The 14,653-nt window shown below is 73.1% G+C and carries 14 protein-coding genes; 10 read left to right on the forward strand and 4 right to left on the reverse strand.

Annotated elements, in window-relative coordinates; translation table 11 throughout:
- Positions 1–108 precede the first annotated feature (108 nt).
- Complete coding sequence (locus ACFRCR_RS09890) at positions 109–999, forward strand: TIGR01777 family oxidoreductase (RefSeq protein ID WP_377677162.1); 891 nt, start codon at positions 109–111, stop codon at positions 997–999.
- 11 nt (positions 1,000–1,010) lie between these two features.
- On the opposite strand, the gene ACFRCR_RS09895 is transcribed toward ACFRCR_RS09890, so the two are convergent.
- Together ACFRCR_RS09895 and ACFRCR_RS09900 are read right to left on the reverse strand one after the other, a co-directional pair.
- Positions 1,011–2,642 (reverse strand): hypothetical protein, encoded by a 1,632-nt coding sequence (locus ACFRCR_RS09895; protein WP_377677163.1) that lies wholly within the window; start codon positions 2,640–2,642, stop codon positions 1,011–1,013.
- Positions 2,643–2,765: 123 nt separating this feature from the next.
- Entirely contained in the window at positions 2,766–3,824 is a 1,059-nt protein-coding gene (locus ACFRCR_RS09900) for a Gfo/Idh/MocA family protein (RefSeq protein WP_377677165.1), read from the reverse strand.
- A gap of 111 nt (positions 3,825–3,935) precedes the next feature.
- On the opposite strand from ACFRCR_RS09900, the gene ACFRCR_RS09905 reads away from it, so the two are divergent.
- Positions 3,936–4,664, forward strand: a complete 729-nt coding sequence (locus ACFRCR_RS09905; protein ID WP_377677166.1) for an HNH endonuclease family protein — start codon at positions 3,936–3,938, stop codon at positions 4,662–4,664.
- Between the two features lie 80 nt (positions 4,665–4,744).
- Here the strand turns inward: ACFRCR_RS09905 and ACFRCR_RS09910 are convergent, their stop codons facing one another.
- Positions 4,745–7,030 (reverse strand): MMPL family transporter, encoded by a 2,286-nt coding sequence (locus ACFRCR_RS09910; RefSeq protein WP_377677167.1) that lies wholly within the window; start codon positions 7,028–7,030, stop codon positions 4,745–4,747.
- Positions 7,031–7,066: 36 nt separating this feature from the next.
- On the opposite strand from ACFRCR_RS09910, the gene ACFRCR_RS09915 reads away from it, so the two are divergent.
- The 7 genes from ACFRCR_RS09915 (at position 7,067) to ACFRCR_RS09945 (ending at position 12,411) form a co-directional block, all read left to right on the forward strand.
- Positions 7,067–7,519, forward strand: a complete 453-nt coding sequence (locus tag ACFRCR_RS09915) for a MarR family winged helix-turn-helix transcriptional regulator (protein WP_377677168.1) — start codon at positions 7,067–7,069, stop codon at positions 7,517–7,519.
- A 9-nt stretch (positions 7,520–7,528) separates the two neighbouring features.
- Positions 7,529–8,257: a lipoyl(octanoyl) transferase LipB gene (lipB, locus tag ACFRCR_RS09920; protein WP_377677169.1), complete on the forward strand. Its 729-nt coding sequence runs from the start codon at positions 7,529–7,531 to the stop codon at positions 8,255–8,257.
- A gap of 132 nt (positions 8,258–8,389) precedes the next feature.
- Positions 8,390–9,751, forward strand: a complete 1,362-nt coding sequence (locus tag ACFRCR_RS09925) for an MFS transporter (RefSeq protein WP_377677171.1) — start codon at positions 8,390–8,392, stop codon at positions 9,749–9,751.
- 64 nt (positions 9,752–9,815) lie between these two features.
- Positions 9,816–10,817 (forward strand): lipoyl synthase, encoded by a 1,002-nt coding sequence (gene lipA, locus ACFRCR_RS09930; RefSeq protein ID WP_030153123.1) that lies wholly within the window; start codon positions 9,816–9,818, stop codon positions 10,815–10,817.
- 144 nt (positions 10,818–10,961) lie between these two features.
- Positions 10,962–11,693: a DUF4191 domain-containing protein gene (locus tag ACFRCR_RS09935; protein ID WP_377677173.1), complete on the forward strand. Its 732-nt coding sequence runs from the start codon at positions 10,962–10,964 to the stop codon at positions 11,691–11,693.
- Positions 11,694–11,794: 101 nt separating this feature from the next.
- Positions 11,795–12,175, forward strand: coding sequence for a class I SAM-dependent methyltransferase (locus ACFRCR_RS09940; protein ID WP_377677175.1), 381 nt, complete (start codon positions 11,795–11,797; stop codon positions 12,173–12,175).
- Positions 12,166–12,411, forward strand: a complete 246-nt coding sequence (locus ACFRCR_RS09945) for a hypothetical protein (protein ID WP_377677177.1) — start codon at positions 12,166–12,168, stop codon at positions 12,409–12,411. The genes ACFRCR_RS09940 and ACFRCR_RS09945 overlap by 10 nt, the downstream gene beginning before the upstream one ends.
- An 86-nt stretch (positions 12,412–12,497) precedes the next feature.
- Here ACFRCR_RS09945 and ACFRCR_RS09950 read toward each other — a convergent pair whose 3' ends face one another.
- Complete coding sequence (locus tag ACFRCR_RS09950) at positions 12,498–12,938, reverse strand: RDD family protein (RefSeq protein ID WP_377677179.1); 441 nt, start codon at positions 12,936–12,938, stop codon at positions 12,498–12,500.
- Positions 12,939–13,175: 237 nt separating this feature from the next.
- Here ACFRCR_RS09950 and glnA point away from each other — a divergent pair, with 237 nt between their 5' ends.
- Positions 13,176–14,600, forward strand: a complete 1,425-nt coding sequence (gene glnA / locus ACFRCR_RS09955) for a type I glutamate--ammonia ligase (protein WP_138824214.1) — start codon at positions 13,176–13,178, stop codon at positions 14,598–14,600.
- The last annotated feature ends 53 nt before the right edge of the window (positions 14,601–14,653 follow it).

Genomic DNA, 14,653 nt, shown 5'->3' on the forward strand with positions numbered 1-14,653 from the left:
CAGTTCCGGGTCGGGGGGCCTGCGCGTCCCCGGGATCAGGGCGGCCGGTCGAGGGTCCGACGGGCCGTGGGCGGCGCGGGCCCTGCGCCGGGGCCGTACCGTGGTCGCATGGACATCGTCGTGGCCGGGTCGCACGGTCTCATCGGTACGGAGCTCCTCGAACGTCTGCGGGAGCGCGGTGACACGGTGCGCCGCTTGGTGCGCAGACCCCCGCAGACCGCCCACGAGCACTTCTGGGACCCGGACGAGGACGCCCTGGACCCGCGCGCGCTCGAGGGCGCGGACGCCGTGGTCAACTTCGCGGGAGCCGGTGTCGGCGACCACCGGTGGACCGCCGAGTACAAGCGCACGATCCTGGAGTCCCGGACGCGCACGACGGGCCTGCTCGCGCGCACTCTCGCGCACCTCGACGCTCCCCCGCCAGTCTTCCTCCAGGGCACCGCCGTGGGGTACTACGGCGACCGGGGCGCGGAGGTGCTGACCGAGACGTCCGGCCCGGGTGCGGGCTTCCTGGCGCGCGTCGTCACCGAGTGGGAGGCCGCGACGCGCCCTGCCCAGGACGCGGGGATCCGGGTCGCGCACCTGCGCACGGGCATCGTCATGACGCCCGACGGCGGAGCGCTGGCCCGCATGCTGCCCCTCCTGCGGTGGGGCGTGGGCGGCAGGCTCGGCAGCGGGCGCCAGTACTGGAGCTGGATCACGCTGCGCGACCACGTCTCGGCCGTGCTGCACCTGCTCGAGACGGACGTGCACGGGCCGGTGAACCTCACGGGCCCGGCGCCTGCCACGAACGCCGAGGTCACCCGGGCGCTGGCCGCCGCCCTGCACCGCCCCGCGGTGCTGGCCGTACCGTCGGTCGCGCTCAAGGTCGCGCTCGGCGAGTTCGCGTCCGACATCCTGGGGTCACAGCGTGCCCTGCCACGGGTCCTGAAGGCCAGCGGCTTCGCGTTCGAGCACCCGGACCTGGAGTCCGCGGCCCGGTGGGTCGCTGCGGGCTGAGCCGACCACCCTCACGCCACCGCGCTCACCCGCCATCCGACGTCGGTCCACCGCAGTGTCAGGCGCGCCGTCGAGGCCACGGTCGCGGGGACCGTCGTGACCGAGCCGTCGGCCGCCCGCTGGGTGTGCTCGGAGACCGAGTAGGTGACGTCGACCTGCGTCTCGGTCCCCGGTGCCGGCCCAGCGGGTGGACCCGGCGCCGCGCTCACCTCGTCCGGGGCGACCGGACGCGCCTCCACGACCGAGGCCGTCGCTCCGTCGATGACGACTCCTGACCCGGCGACCCGGTCCAGGAGGTCAGCGTCCGCAGCTTCGGCGGGCGACCCGGGCGCCAGGATCTCCGACGGCTCCCGCTCCCCTGCGAGCAGCTCGACGCGGCGCTCGGTGAGCTCGACGGCGGCACCGGCCGGGTCGTCGGCCTGCAGGGTGGGGTCGAGCAGGACGGGGTCGGGTTCAGGGGGTCGTGGAACACCGGCATGCTCGGCGCCCTGACGGGCGGGTACCGCCTGCCGAGCGGCGACGTCCCCCGCGCGGTGCGGTCCGACGAGCAGCACTCCCGCGACGAGCACCGAGCACGTGACCAGGACGAGGCCCGCGACGAGCGCTGGGTGCTGCCGAGAACCTGAGGCCGAGCGACGCCGTCGGGCGCCGTGGTCCCGTCGCGTGGGCGACGGCCTCCCGCCCGGGCCGGGGGGAACGCGGGACGCCGGTGCGCCCCGACCGGACGCCCCGGGGGGCCGGACGACCGTGTCGTCGCGCACCCGGTCACCTTCGGGCTCTCTGGGACGTGACGCGCGCCCCGACCGCGCGGCGATGGTCGCCGCGGCGAGCCGGGCGCCGTCGGGCATCGTGATCGGGGACGGGGTCGCGGCCTCGTAGCAGAGCGCCGCGAACGTCCCGACCTCGGGCCTCGTGCGAGGGTCCGCACGGCAGGCCGTGGCGAGCTCGGCGTGCAGGGCCGTGAGCCGCAGGTCGGGCTCCTCGGGAGTGCCGCTGCCCGTGACCGTCGCGGCGGCGGGGAGAGGGAGGACCCCTGTGACGAGCTCCGCGAGCGACCTGACGTCGTCGGCCGGCGGAACGGCGCACAGGTCGAGCGGCATCCGCAGGACGGCCCGCCCCTCGGCGTCGAGCAGGACGTCCGACTCCGCGACCCCGCCGTACGACAGCCCGGACGCGTGCAGCGCGGCCAGCGCCTGCGCGAGGGGCACGAGCAGGGTTACGGCCTCCCCGGCCTCGAAGGGACCCCGGCAGACCCGCACGAGCGCCAGACCCACACCCGGCGGCCGCGAGGAGACCAGCACGAGGTCTCCCTCGTTCCCCTCGGCGACCTCCTCGACGTGCGCGAGGTGCTCGTGATCGACCTGACGCAGAGCGTCGAGCCGCTCGACCAGCACGGCCCTCGCCGCGGGCTCGGCAGGAACGTGCACCAGGTCGACGTCACGGCAGCGCCCCGCGCCGTCGGAGGCGACCCACCGGCGTGCCGCCGCCCCGCCGGGGGCGGCCGCCTCACCGTGCCCGACGACGGCCCAGCCTCGACGTGCCAGGAGGTCCTGGACCGCCGGAGGTGGTGCCGACGGGTCGACACCCTCCCGGTCCCTCGCGCGGGAGGGCCAGGATGCGCGGGGCGGGCGGGCGCTCGACATCGCCTCATCCCAGCAGAGCGCGGCCCGACGGACAGGTTGTCCACAGCCCGAGATCTCGGCCACCGCGGCCCGAGCGCGACCGGACCCGGCCGATCCTGTCGAAACCGTCCCGGCCCGGGCCCGTCAGACCTCCAGCCGCCGCCCGCTCCGCGCGCTCTCCCGGGCCAGGTCCAGGACGTGCGCGGTCCGCACCGCGTCGGCAGGGTCGACGGGCACCGGCCCGCCGTCGACCCAGTCGGCGACCGCGCGGTAGAAGTCGGCGTGCCCGCCCGGGGCGCGCGGCACGGGCCTGCGCTCGCGCCCGCGCGTGACCCACCCCTCGGTCCCGTCCGGCGCCGCGTCGTCGAAGACCTCGAAGGGCGACGCGTCGTTCTCGAACGTCGTCACGACGTAGGCCCCCGCGTCGCCGAGCACGCGCGTCCGGGGACCGGGCGCGCCCACGACCGAGGCCGCCCAGAGCCGGCTGACCACCTCACGCCCGTCCGACGGCGCGTGGTGGAGCGTCAGGAAGACGTCGTCCTCGGTCGGGGTCGTCAGGGCGCGCAGCTCGGCGTACACCGACCGGACGGGCCCGAAGAGCTGGGTGGCCGAGTCGACGAGGTGCGGACCGAGGTCGAGCAGGAGCCCGCCGCCGACCGGGTCGTTCTCCTTCCAGCGCTGCTGCGGCACGGGCCGCCACCGCTCCCAGCGACGCTCGAACGTGTGCACGCGCCCCAGCTCGCCCGACGCGAGCACCGACCGCAGCGTCAGCTGCTCGGGGTCCCAGCGCCGGTTCTGGAAGACCGTGAAGGGTGTCCCCGCGGCGGCGGCCGTCGCGACGACCTCTGCGGCCTGCGCCCCGTCGAGCGCGATCGGCTTGTCCAGCACGAACGGGACACCGGCGGCGGAGACCTGGGCGGCGTGCTCGGCGTGCAGCGCGGACGGGCTCGCGATCACGACGACGTCGAACGCGCCACGGGCGCCGAGGAGCCCGGTCAGGTCGTCGTACAGCCGCACGCCGGGCCAGTCCGCCTCGGCCGTCGCGCGGCGCTCGGGGTTCCGGGCGACGACGGCGGTCACGACGAGCCCGGCCTCCCGGGCCAGGCGTGCGTGGATCCCCCGGCCCGCCCCGCCGTACCCGATCAGGCCGATCCGTACCGGCTCACTGCCCCGGGCCTGTCCCTGCGCACTCGTCGTCGTCATGCCGACCAATCTAGCCGTCGTCCCGGAGCACTCCGGAAGGCTGGCAGAATGTACCGAATCCTCCTGGAACTGTCGTTCTCGGCATGTGTCCGAGTTCGGGAAGGTCGTCCGTTGAGCACCAAGAGCACGAGCCCCACGAGCAGGAAGAGCGCGCGCCTGCGGCGCGCCCTGCGCATCACCCTCATCGCCCTGGCGCTGGGGATCGTCATCGCCAACGCGGTGAACCAACAGACGATCGAGGCGAACGAGGCCCCCGCGACCGGGACGGCTCTCGCGGCGCTCGAGACGCTCGACGTCAAGGGGATCGCAGCGGCGACCGGCTACGAGCGCGAGAACTTCGGGTCCGCCTGGGCCGACGTCGACGGCAACGGGTGCGACACCCGCAACGACATCCTCGCCCGGGACCTCACCGATCTCACGTACTCGACCCGCGACAAGGCGTGCGAGGTACGCACCGGGACCTTCGACGACCCCTACACGGGCGAGACGATCAGCTTCGTGCGGGGCAACAGGACCAGCTCGGCCGTCCAGATCGACCACGTCATCCCGCTCATGGACGCCTGGCGCAAGGGCGCGCAGTCGTGGGACGACGAGACCCGGCGTCGCTTCGCGAACGACCCGCTCAACCTGCTCGCCTCCGACGGGTCGGCCAACCAGTCGAAGGGCGCACGCGACGCGTCGGCGTGGCTCCCGCCCAACCACGCGTTCCGCTGCACGTACATCGCTCGCCAGATCGCGGTCAAGGTCACCTACGAGCTGTGGGTGACCCCGTCCGAGCGCGACGCGATGGTCGCCGTGCTCGGTGACTGCCCGTCCGAGCCGCTGCCCACCGGGAGCTGACCCGCGCGGGCCCGTGAGCCGGGAGCGGGTCCCGGACGAGCCGCCCGACGCGAGGTCGGCCCGCCCGGGCCCGCGGCTCCTCAGGGTGCGCTGCGGCGCAGCGCTCCCGGCCACCAGACCGCTCGTCCGACGTCGTGCACCAGGGCCGGGACGAGCAGGCTGCGGACGATCAGGGTGTCGACGAGGACGCCGAACGCGACGATGAACGCGAGCTGCGCGAGGAAGAGCAGCGGGATCACCCCGAGCGCCGCGAACGTCGCGGCGAGCACCACGCCCGCTGACGTGATGACCGAGCCCGTGACGGCGAGCGCGCGCAGCGTGCCACGGCGGGTGCCGATGATCCCGGACTCCTCGCGCACCCGGGTCATGAGGAAGATCGAGTAGTCGACGCCGAGCGCCACGAGGAAGCAGAACGCGTAGAGCGGGACGGTCGGGTCGGCGCCCGGGAAGTCGAGCACGTGGTTGAACACGATCGCCGACACACCGAGGGCCGCGCCGAACGAGAGCACGTTGGCGGCCATGAGCAGGACGGGCGCGAGGACCGAGCGCAGCAGCAGCATGAGGATCGCCAGGATCACGACCAGCACCACGGGCACGATGACACGCAGGTCGTGGTCGCCCGCGATCTGGGTGTCGAGCCTTTCGGCGCTGGCCCCGCCCACGAGAGAGTCGGGCGAGACCTCGTGCACGGCGTCACGGAGCGCGGCGACGGTCTGCGTCGCGGCGTTGGTGTCGCTCGGGTCCTCGGTCACGACGTCGACGCGCACGTCGCCGTCGACGACGAGCGGCGGCCCCTGGGCGGGTGCGCCGGGGGCTCCTCCCGTGCCGCCCTCGCTCACGGCGGCGGCGGACGCGACGCCGTCCGTCGCGGTCGCGGCCTGGAGCACGGCGTCGAGGTCGGCCTCGGGGGCGATCACGATCGCGGGCTGGACGCCCACTCCCCCGAAGTGGTCCTCGAGCACCTGCTCGCCGTCGACCGAGTCGACCTGGGTGAGGAAGACGTCGGAGTCGCTCGTGCCCTCGGCCTGGAACGTCGGCACGAACGCCGCGCACCCCGCGAGGACGAGGGCCGTGACGATCCACACGGCACGGTCGCGGCGCCCGACGAAGCTCGCGACGCGGGACCAGACGCCGTGGCCCGCGACGTGCACGTCGACGTCGTGGCTCGCGGCGAGGGCGACGTCGCGTGCGCCCTCCGGCGCGCCGGTGCCGGACGCGGGCACCGGGGCGGTCGTCGCCTCGTCGGCGGCGGGGTCGTACGCGGGCCTGCGCGGCCAGAAGATGCCCCGCGAGCGCTTGCCGCCGACCACGAGCAGCGCGGGCAGGAACGTGAGCGCGCCGAGGAACGCGGCCGCGATGCCGATCGCCCCGACGGGCCCGAGCGAGCGGTTGGACGCGAGGTCGGACAGCAGCAGGCAGAGCAGGCCCGCGATGACGGTCCCGGCCGAGGCGGCGATGGGCTCGATCGAGGCGCGCAGGGCGCGGCGCACGGCGGTGTAGGGACTCTCGACGGCGCGCAGCTCCTCGCGGTATCGCGCCACGACGAGCAGCGAGTAGTCGACCGCGGCGCCCACGACGAGGATCGAGAGGATGCCCTGCGCCTGCCCGTTGAGCGTCAGCGTGCCGGCGTCCGCCAGGAGATAGACGACCAGGCCCGCCAGGCACAGCGCGAAGACCGCGGTGAGGATCACCATGAACGGCAGGATCGGCGAGCGGTAGACGATCGCGAGGATGATCAGCACGGCGCCGAGAGCGACGAGCAGGAGGACCGTGTCGATCCCGCCGAACGCGTTGACGAGGTCAGCGACGAACCCCGCAGGCCCGGTGACCCACGCCTGGAGACCCGAGTCGGCGAGGGCGGTCTCGAGCTCGGCGCGGATCTCGGCGACCACGGCGTTGTTGACGCGCTCGTCGTCGGCCATGAGGTCCGAGGACTGCGACGCGTCGAGCGACGCGACGATCATCGCGGCCTCACCGTCCTGCGAGGGCACGACGACGGGGTCGCCGGTCAGCGCGTCCCCGACCGTCTGGGGGTCCTCGGGGCCTGCGCCGGGGAGCGGGAGCGTCGGCAGGTCGGCGGCGACGGTCCGCAGGGTCTCGAGCTGCTGGGGCGTGACGGCCCCGCCGTCGGTGGGGACCGCGACCACGAGCGCGGGCAGCGACTCGTCGGACACGAACGCCTGGGCCTTCTCGGCGGCGCGGGTGGACTCGGCGCTCGACGGCAGGAAGGCCGCGGAGTCGTTGGTCTGGACGGTGCTGAGCTTGCCCTGCGCCTGGCCCCCGAGCGCGCCGATGGCGAGCCAGACGCCCAGCACTGCGACAATGACCAGGCCTCGGAGCACACCACTCCAGCGATTACTCAGCATGCTGAGTACTATTGACGACGGAGGTCTCAGACGCAAGTGGACGCAAACCCGGTCAGCAGGGAACCGAAGGACTGGCCCACCGGCCGGCTCCTGTCGGCGGTGACCCGCCGGATCGAGCGTGAGTGGAACCACCACCTCGACGGCTGGGACCTCAACCACGCCTCGATGCCCGTCCTGCTGCACCTGCTCGCAGGCCCGCGCACCCAGCGTCAGCTCGCGGCCGAGTCGCACATCACCGAGCAGACCATGAGCCGCATCCTGGCGCGCCTCGAACGCTCGGGGTACATCACCCGCGAGGACGACGTGAACGACCGTCGCCGGCGCGCCGTCGCGATCACCCCGGACGGCCGTACCGCCGCTCTCGCCGCCGCGAGCCCGCGCCCCGCCGAGGAGCTCAGCACCCGGGGCCTGACCGACGAGCAGATCGCGACCCTGCGTGAGATCCTCATCACCATGGTCGAGGCCCACCCCCGACCGGGTGAGGGCTAGCCTGACCGCATGCACCTGCGCACCGAGGGCCCCGGTCTCACCGACTACCAGGACGCCTGGGACCTCCAACGCCAGGTCCATCAGGACGTCGTGGACGACATCGCGCCGGACACCGTCATCCTCGTGGAGCACCCGAGCGTCTACACCGCCGGCAGGCGCACCAACCTCGCCGACCGCCCCGACGACGGCACGCCCGTCGTCGACGTCGACCGCGGCGGGAAGATCACCTGGCACGGGCCGGGACAGCTCGTCGCCTATCCGATCGTCCGGCTCGCCGAGCCCGTCGACGTCGTCGCCTACGTGCGCGCGCTCGAGTCCGCGGTCATGGACGTCTGCACCGCGCTGGGCCTGACGACCCACCGCGTCGAGGGGCGCAGCGGCGTGTGGCTGGCCGCGACCCCGACCCGGCGCGAGCGCAAGGTCTGCGCGATCGGCGTGCGGGTCGCGCGCGGCGTGACCATGCACGGCCTCGCCCTCAACTGCTCCCCGGACCTCGGGGAGTTCTCCCGCATCGTGCCGTGCGGGATCTCCGACGCCGACGTCACGTCCCTGACGCTCGAGACCGGCCGACAGGTCACGATCGACGAGGCCACGCCGCTCCTGGTCGCCGCGCTGCACGAGCACCTGGGTCCGCTCCTCGCCGCGACCCCCGCGACCGGCACGACCGGAGCAGCCGTCACGACCGGAGCAGCCGTCACGACCGCCGTGTCGGTCCCCTCGGTGCGCTCGGCAGGCTAGAGAGCGCGGGGCGCGCCCCCCTCCCCTTCCGGGACCTTCGCGGCTAGGATGGGGATCACCTCAAGGGAATCATGGCGCAACCGGAGTACGGGTGGGTCGGTGCGCGGAACGGTTGACCCCTGAAGGACCCTCATGACCCGCACTCCCAGCCCCCTCGCGCCCGCGCGCCCCGACGTCACGGCTGACGGCGCGCCCGGCGGCACCGCGCAGGCCCCCGAGCCCGCGGAACCCCGCCGCGGCACCCTCGCCACGTACGGCGAGCTCCCCCGCCTGGCCGGCAAGGCGTTCCTGCCGATCGCGTTCCTCGCGCGGCTGCCGTTCTCGATGATCACGATCGGCACGCTCCTCCTGGTCACGACGACCACGGGCTCGCTCGCCCTCGGCGGCCTCGCGAGCGCGGCCGCCGCGGTCGGCACGGCGCTCGGCGGCCCGACGCAGGGATCCCTCGCGGACCGGATCGGCCAGCGCAAGGTGCTCCTCGTCGTCGTGCCGCTGAACGTCCTGGCCGTCGTCGCGCTCGTCCAGGCCGCGAGCACCGGCGCGGCGTCGGGCGTGATCCTCGGCGCCGCGGCGCTCGTGGGCGCGTTCGCACCGCAGGTGGGGCCGCTCGCGCGCGTGCGCTGGATCGCGATGACCCAGCACCGCCCTCGCACGCTGCTCGCCGCGATGGGCTACGAGAGCACGGCCGACGAGATCGGCTTCGTGCTGGGCCCGGCCCTCGTCGGCATCCTCGCGAGCGTGTGGTCCCCGCAGGCCGCGATGCTGTTCGCCGCCGCGGTGTGCGCGGTCTTCGGCCTGGCCTTCGCGCTGCACCCGACCGCGACGCCCGGCGCCCCCAAGCCGTCGGCCGCGGCACAGGAAGCGGCAGGGGCCGACGCCCACGGTTCGTTCGCCGGCCTCCTGCACCGCGTGCTGGTCCCCGTCCTCGGGATGCTCGCGATGGGCATGCTCTTCGGCAGCACCCAGACGGCCGTCACGTCGTTCATGCGCGACGCGGGCGCCGAGGAGCAGGCCGGTCTGGTCTACGCGGTGCTCGGCTTCGGGTCGGCCATCACGGCGCTCGCCGTGGTCGCGCTGCCCGCGAGCTTCGGTGCACGCTCGCGCTGGGTCTCGTTCGCCGCGGGCCTCACGGTCACCGCGGTCCTCGCCTTCCTCGCGGGCGGCAGCGGGTCGCTCGGCGCGCTGATCGGCGCGCTCGCGCTGCTGGGCCTGTTCGTCGGCCCGGTCATGGTCACGATCTTCACGGTCGGCGGCGACCTCAGCCCGAGCAGCCGCAGCGGCGCCGCCATGACGATGCTCGCGAGCGCGAACGTCGTGGGCGTGGCGCTCGGCGCGAGCGTCGGTGGGCAGGTCGCCGAGGGCGTGGGGACGGCGGCCGCGTTCGCGCTGCCGGCAGTCGCCGCGGTGCTGCTCGTCGTCACCGGGCTGTCGCTCAGGTCACGTCCGGCCCACGTGGACACCACCGCCCTCCCGCAGGCTCCTGGCGTAGTCTGACTTTCACCCGATACCGGGCACGACTCCAGGGGGCCACCGCCCACCACGGACTGGGAGACACCGCGTGACGATCGCACCTGAAGGGCGGCGCATGCTGCGGGTCGAGGCCCGCAACTCTGCGACACCCATCGAGAAGAAGCCCGAGTGGATCAAGACTCGGGCGACCATGGGACCCGAGTACACCGAGCTCAAGGGCCTCGTGCGCAAGGAGGGCCTGCACACGGTCTGCGAGGAGGCCGGCTGTCCCAACATCTTCGAGTGCTGGGAGGACCGTGAGGCCACGTTCCTCATCGGCGGCGACCAGTGCACGCGCCGTTGCGACTTCTGCCAGATCGACACGGGCAAGCCCGCCGACTTCGACGCGGACGAGCCGCGCCGCGTCGCCGAGTCGGTCCAGGCCATGGGCCTGCGCTACTCGACCATCACGGGCGTCGCGCGCGACGACCTGGCCGACGGCGGCGCGTGGCTCTACGCCGAGACCGTGCGTCAGATCCACGCGCTCAACCCGGGCACGGGCGTCGAGCTCCTCATCCCGGACTTCAACGCGATCCCCGAGCTCCTCGACGCGGTCAACGAGTCGCGCCCCGAGGTCCTCGCGCACAACGTCGAGACCGTGCCGCGCATCTTCAAGCAGATCCGGCCGGGCTTCCGCTACGAGCGCTCGCTGTCGGTCATCACGCGGGCTCGGGAGGCCGGCCTGGTGACCAAGTCGAACATCATCCTCGGCATGGGCGAGACGATCGACGAGGCGAAGGAGGCCCTGCAGGACCTCCACGACGCAGGCTGCGACCTCATCACCATCACGCAGTACCTGCGCCCGTCGCTGCGCCACCACCCTGTCTCGCGCTGGGTCAAGCCCGAGGAGTTCGTCGAGCTCTCGGACGAGGCCGAGCGCATCGGGTTCCTCGGTGTCATGTCCGGCCCGCTGGTCCGTTCGTCGTACCGCGCTGGCCGCCTGTGGGGCCAGGCCATGAAGCGTCGCGGCATGGAGATCCCGGCCGCGCTCGCGCACCTGACTGAGCCCACGACGGCCCGTCAGGAGGCGGCGAGCCTGCTGGCTCGCTGACCTCCCGGGTCTCTGATCTGCCCGAGCCGGTCCTCGCTCCCGTTCCCCCCGCCGACGTGCGAGAGAATCGGGGGCGGGGCCCGGCTCGCCGCCGTCCCCGCCCCGTCACCGGAGCACTCTCCGCCACCACTAGACTGAGGCACCATGGCCCGCAACAAGAGCACCGACCCCTCGACCGGGGTCGACGGCACCAAGCCGAAGAAGCAGAAGAAGCAGCGCTGGTATCACCAGGTCTGGGACGCGTACAAGATGACGCGTGCCGAGGACCCGGCGGTCACGTGGATCATGCTCGCCGTGTTCGTCGGCATCCTCGCCGTCGCGATCGGGATCGGTCTGGCCTGGGGGCCATGGGTCTACACCCTCATCGTGGGCCTGCCCTTCGCGTTCCTCGGCTCGCTGTTCGTCCTGACACGCCGCGCGGAGACCGCGGCCTACAGCCGCATCGAGGGTCAGCCCGGGGCCGCGCGCGCCGCGCTCGGCACGATCCGCCGCGGCTGGACGTTCGACGACGAGCCCGTCGCCCTGACCCCGCAGCAGGACCTCGTGTTCCGCGGCGTCGGGCGAGCCGGGGTCGTGCTCGTGGGCGAGGGCCCGACGCACCGCGTCACCAAGCTGCTCGACGGCGAGAAGCGCCGCATCACGCGCGTCCTGCCCAACGTCCCGGTCACCACGATCCAGTGCGGCAACGGCGAGGGTCAGGTCCCGCTCAAGAAGCTCTCGCGCACGGTGCAGAAGCTGCGCCCGACGCTCACCAAGCCGGAGACCGCCGAGGTCCTCAAGCGACTCAAGGCGCTCGGCGGAGCCAAGCTGCCGATCCCCAAGGGCATCGACCCCACGCGTGCGCGTCCCGACCGCAAGGGCATGCGCGGGCGCTGACCTCCTGCACCCGGCCCGTCGGTCACCTCCCGGTGAACGGCGGGCCGTCGCGTGTCCCCTCCCCCCGCGCGGACGACGACGCCGACGCCGCAAGGAGCCCCGTGAGCGACCCGTACTGGAACCACAGCACCCACTACTACCCCGTCCTCGCGCGGCTCGTGGGGCCGGGGACACGTACGGCGCTCGACGTGGGCTGCGGTGAGGGGCTCCTGACACGACGGCTCCGCGCGGCCGGAGCAGTCGAGGTGCTGGGGCTTGACCTCGACCCCGAACAGGTGGACCGTGCGCGCCGCGCCGCCGGGGGCTCGCCGTCCGGCCTCGACTACCTCGCGGGCGACGTCCTGGAGCCCCTCCCGGGCTCGCCGAGCCCTTCGACCTCGTCACGGCCGTCGCGACCCTGCATCACCTGCCGCTCGACGCGGGACTGCGGCGCCTGCGCGACCTGGTCGCCCCGGGCGGGACGCTGGCCGTCGTGGGACTGACGCAGCCGCGCACGGCCTGGGACCGGGTGGTCAGCGCGGCTGCCGTCCCCGCCGCGCGGATCGCCCGACGACGTCGCGGGGAGTGGGAGCACGGCTCACCGATCGCGGAGGTCGCCACGAGCCACGCCGAGCTGCGTGCGGCCGCGCGCGAGGCCCTTCCCGGTGCACGACTGCGCCGCCGGCTCTACTGGCGGTACACGCTCGTGTGGCGCGCACCCGGGGCACCCAAGGACTGAGGCGAGCCCCCGCGCGGAGGCGAGCGGCGCCGTCGGGCACCGTGCTTGTGCGCCGGTGCGTACCGGTGTCTGCCGGGGCGAGCGGGTCAGGCGCGGACGATGACCGTGCCCGCGGCCTTGTCGTGCATGCCTCGGCCGTCGCCGTCCCACACCACGGCCGGGACGACCAGGCACAGCAGCACTGTGCGCACCAGAGCCCGCCACAGGCCCACCATGCGGCCCGCGCCGCCCAGGACCCGCACCTGCAGGCCCATGACGCGGTGGCCGACCGTGTAGCCGAGCGTGCTCACCAGGAGCAGGTTCTCGACCGCGAACACGCCGAGCGTCGCCATCGAGTTCGCGTCGAAGACGAGGTAGCTGATGAGCAGGCACAGCACCCAGTCGACGACGAGCGCGACCGCGCGACGGCCGACCGTCGCCAGCGAGCCGGGACCGTCGGACGGCAGGCCGAGGCGACCGCCTCGGCCGTTCTCCCCACCGGTCGGCGTACCCTCGAGCCAGGAACCCACATCTTCACGCGACACCACGGCACCAGCCTACGTGGCGGTGAGGCGGCTTCCGGCGCCCGCCCGGTTCGTCCCGGTCGAGGGAGCCTCACCAGGCCCGCACAGGGCTGTGGTCGTGCGCCGTCGCGCCGATGTCACACAGCCCGCCGCTGCGTAACACGGACGAAACACTCGGTACACGGTGGGGAAACCCCTGAGGCCTAGGTTCGAGGCGCCACTGGAGGTACGGCCAGAGGACCCACTACCAAGGAGTTACGGATGTTCAAGAACGCGGAGGAGGCAATCGCCTTCACCCAGAACGAAGGCGTCGAGTTCGTCGACGTCCGGTTCTGCGACCTGCCGGGCGTGATGCAGCACTTCAACATCCCGATCTCGCAGTTCGCCGAGTCCGCCTTCACGGACGGCATGATGTTCGACGGGTCCTCGATCCGCGGCTTCCAGGCGATCCACGAGTCGGACATGAAGCTCATCCCCGACGTCACGACGGCCTACGTCGACCCGTTCCGCAAGCGCAAGACGCTCATCGTGAACTTCTCGATCGTGGACCCCTTCACCGACGAGGCGTACTCGCGCGACCCGCGCAACGTCGCCTTCAAGGCTGAGGCGTACCTGCGCAGCACCGGCATCGCCGACACCGCGTTCTTCGCCCCCGAGGCCGAGTTCTACATCTTCGACGACGTCCGGTTCAAGACGAGCCAGAACGAGTCGTACTACCACCTCGACTCCAAGGAAGCGGCCTGGAACACCGGCCGCGTCGAGGAGGGTGGCAACCTCGGCTACAAGACCCGTTACAAGGGCGGCTACTTCCCCGTCTCCCCCAACGACCAGATGGCGGACCTGCGCGACGAGATGTGCGCCGTCCTCGACCAGGTCGGCCTCGACGTCGAGCGCGCGCACCACGAGGTCGGCACCGCCGGCCAGCAGGAGATCAACTACCGCTTCTCGACGCTGACCGCAGCGGCCGACGACCTGATGAAGTTCAAGTACGTCATCAAGAACGTCGCCTGGGAGGCCGGCAAGTCCGCGACCTTCATGCCCAAGCCGATCTTCGGCGACAACGGCTCCGGGATGCACTCGCACCAGTCGCTCTGGAAGGACGGCGAGCCGCTGTTCTTCGACGAGAAGGGCTACGGCGGCCTGTCGGACCTCGCCCGCTGGTACATCGGCGGCCTGCTCAAGCACGCGCCCTCGCTCCTCGCCTTCACGAACCCGTCGGTGAACTCCTACCACCGCCTGGTCCCCGGCTACGAGGCCCCCGTCAACCTGGTCTACTCGGCCCGCAACCGCTCCGCGTGCATCCGCATCCCGGTCACCGGTTCCTCGCCCAAGGCCAAGCGCGTCGAGTTCCGCGTGCCGGACCCGTCGGCCAACCCGTACCTGGCCTTCGCCGCACAGCTCCTCGCCGGCATCGACGGCATCAAGAACCGCATCGAGCCCCCGGAGCCGATCGACAAGGACCTCTACGAGCTGCCCCCCGAGGAGCACGCGGCGATCCAGCAGGTCCCCGCCTCCCTCGGCGAGGCCCTCGACGCCCTCGAGGCCGACCACGACTACCTCACGGTGGGCGACGTCTTCACCGAGGACCTCATCGCGACGTGGATCGACTACAAGCGCACGCACGAGATCGACCCGATCCGCCTGCGCCCGCACCCCCACGAGTTCGAGCTGTACTACGACCTCTGATCGTCGGTGCTCGCGGTGGTAGTCGCGGGCTCCCTGCAGTGATGGCACCCCGG

The organism is Oerskovia sp. NPDC056781 (genome assembly GCF_042789955.1).
Classification (GTDB): Bacteria; Actinomycetota; Actinomycetes; order Actinomycetales; family Cellulomonadaceae; genus Oerskovia; species Oerskovia rustica.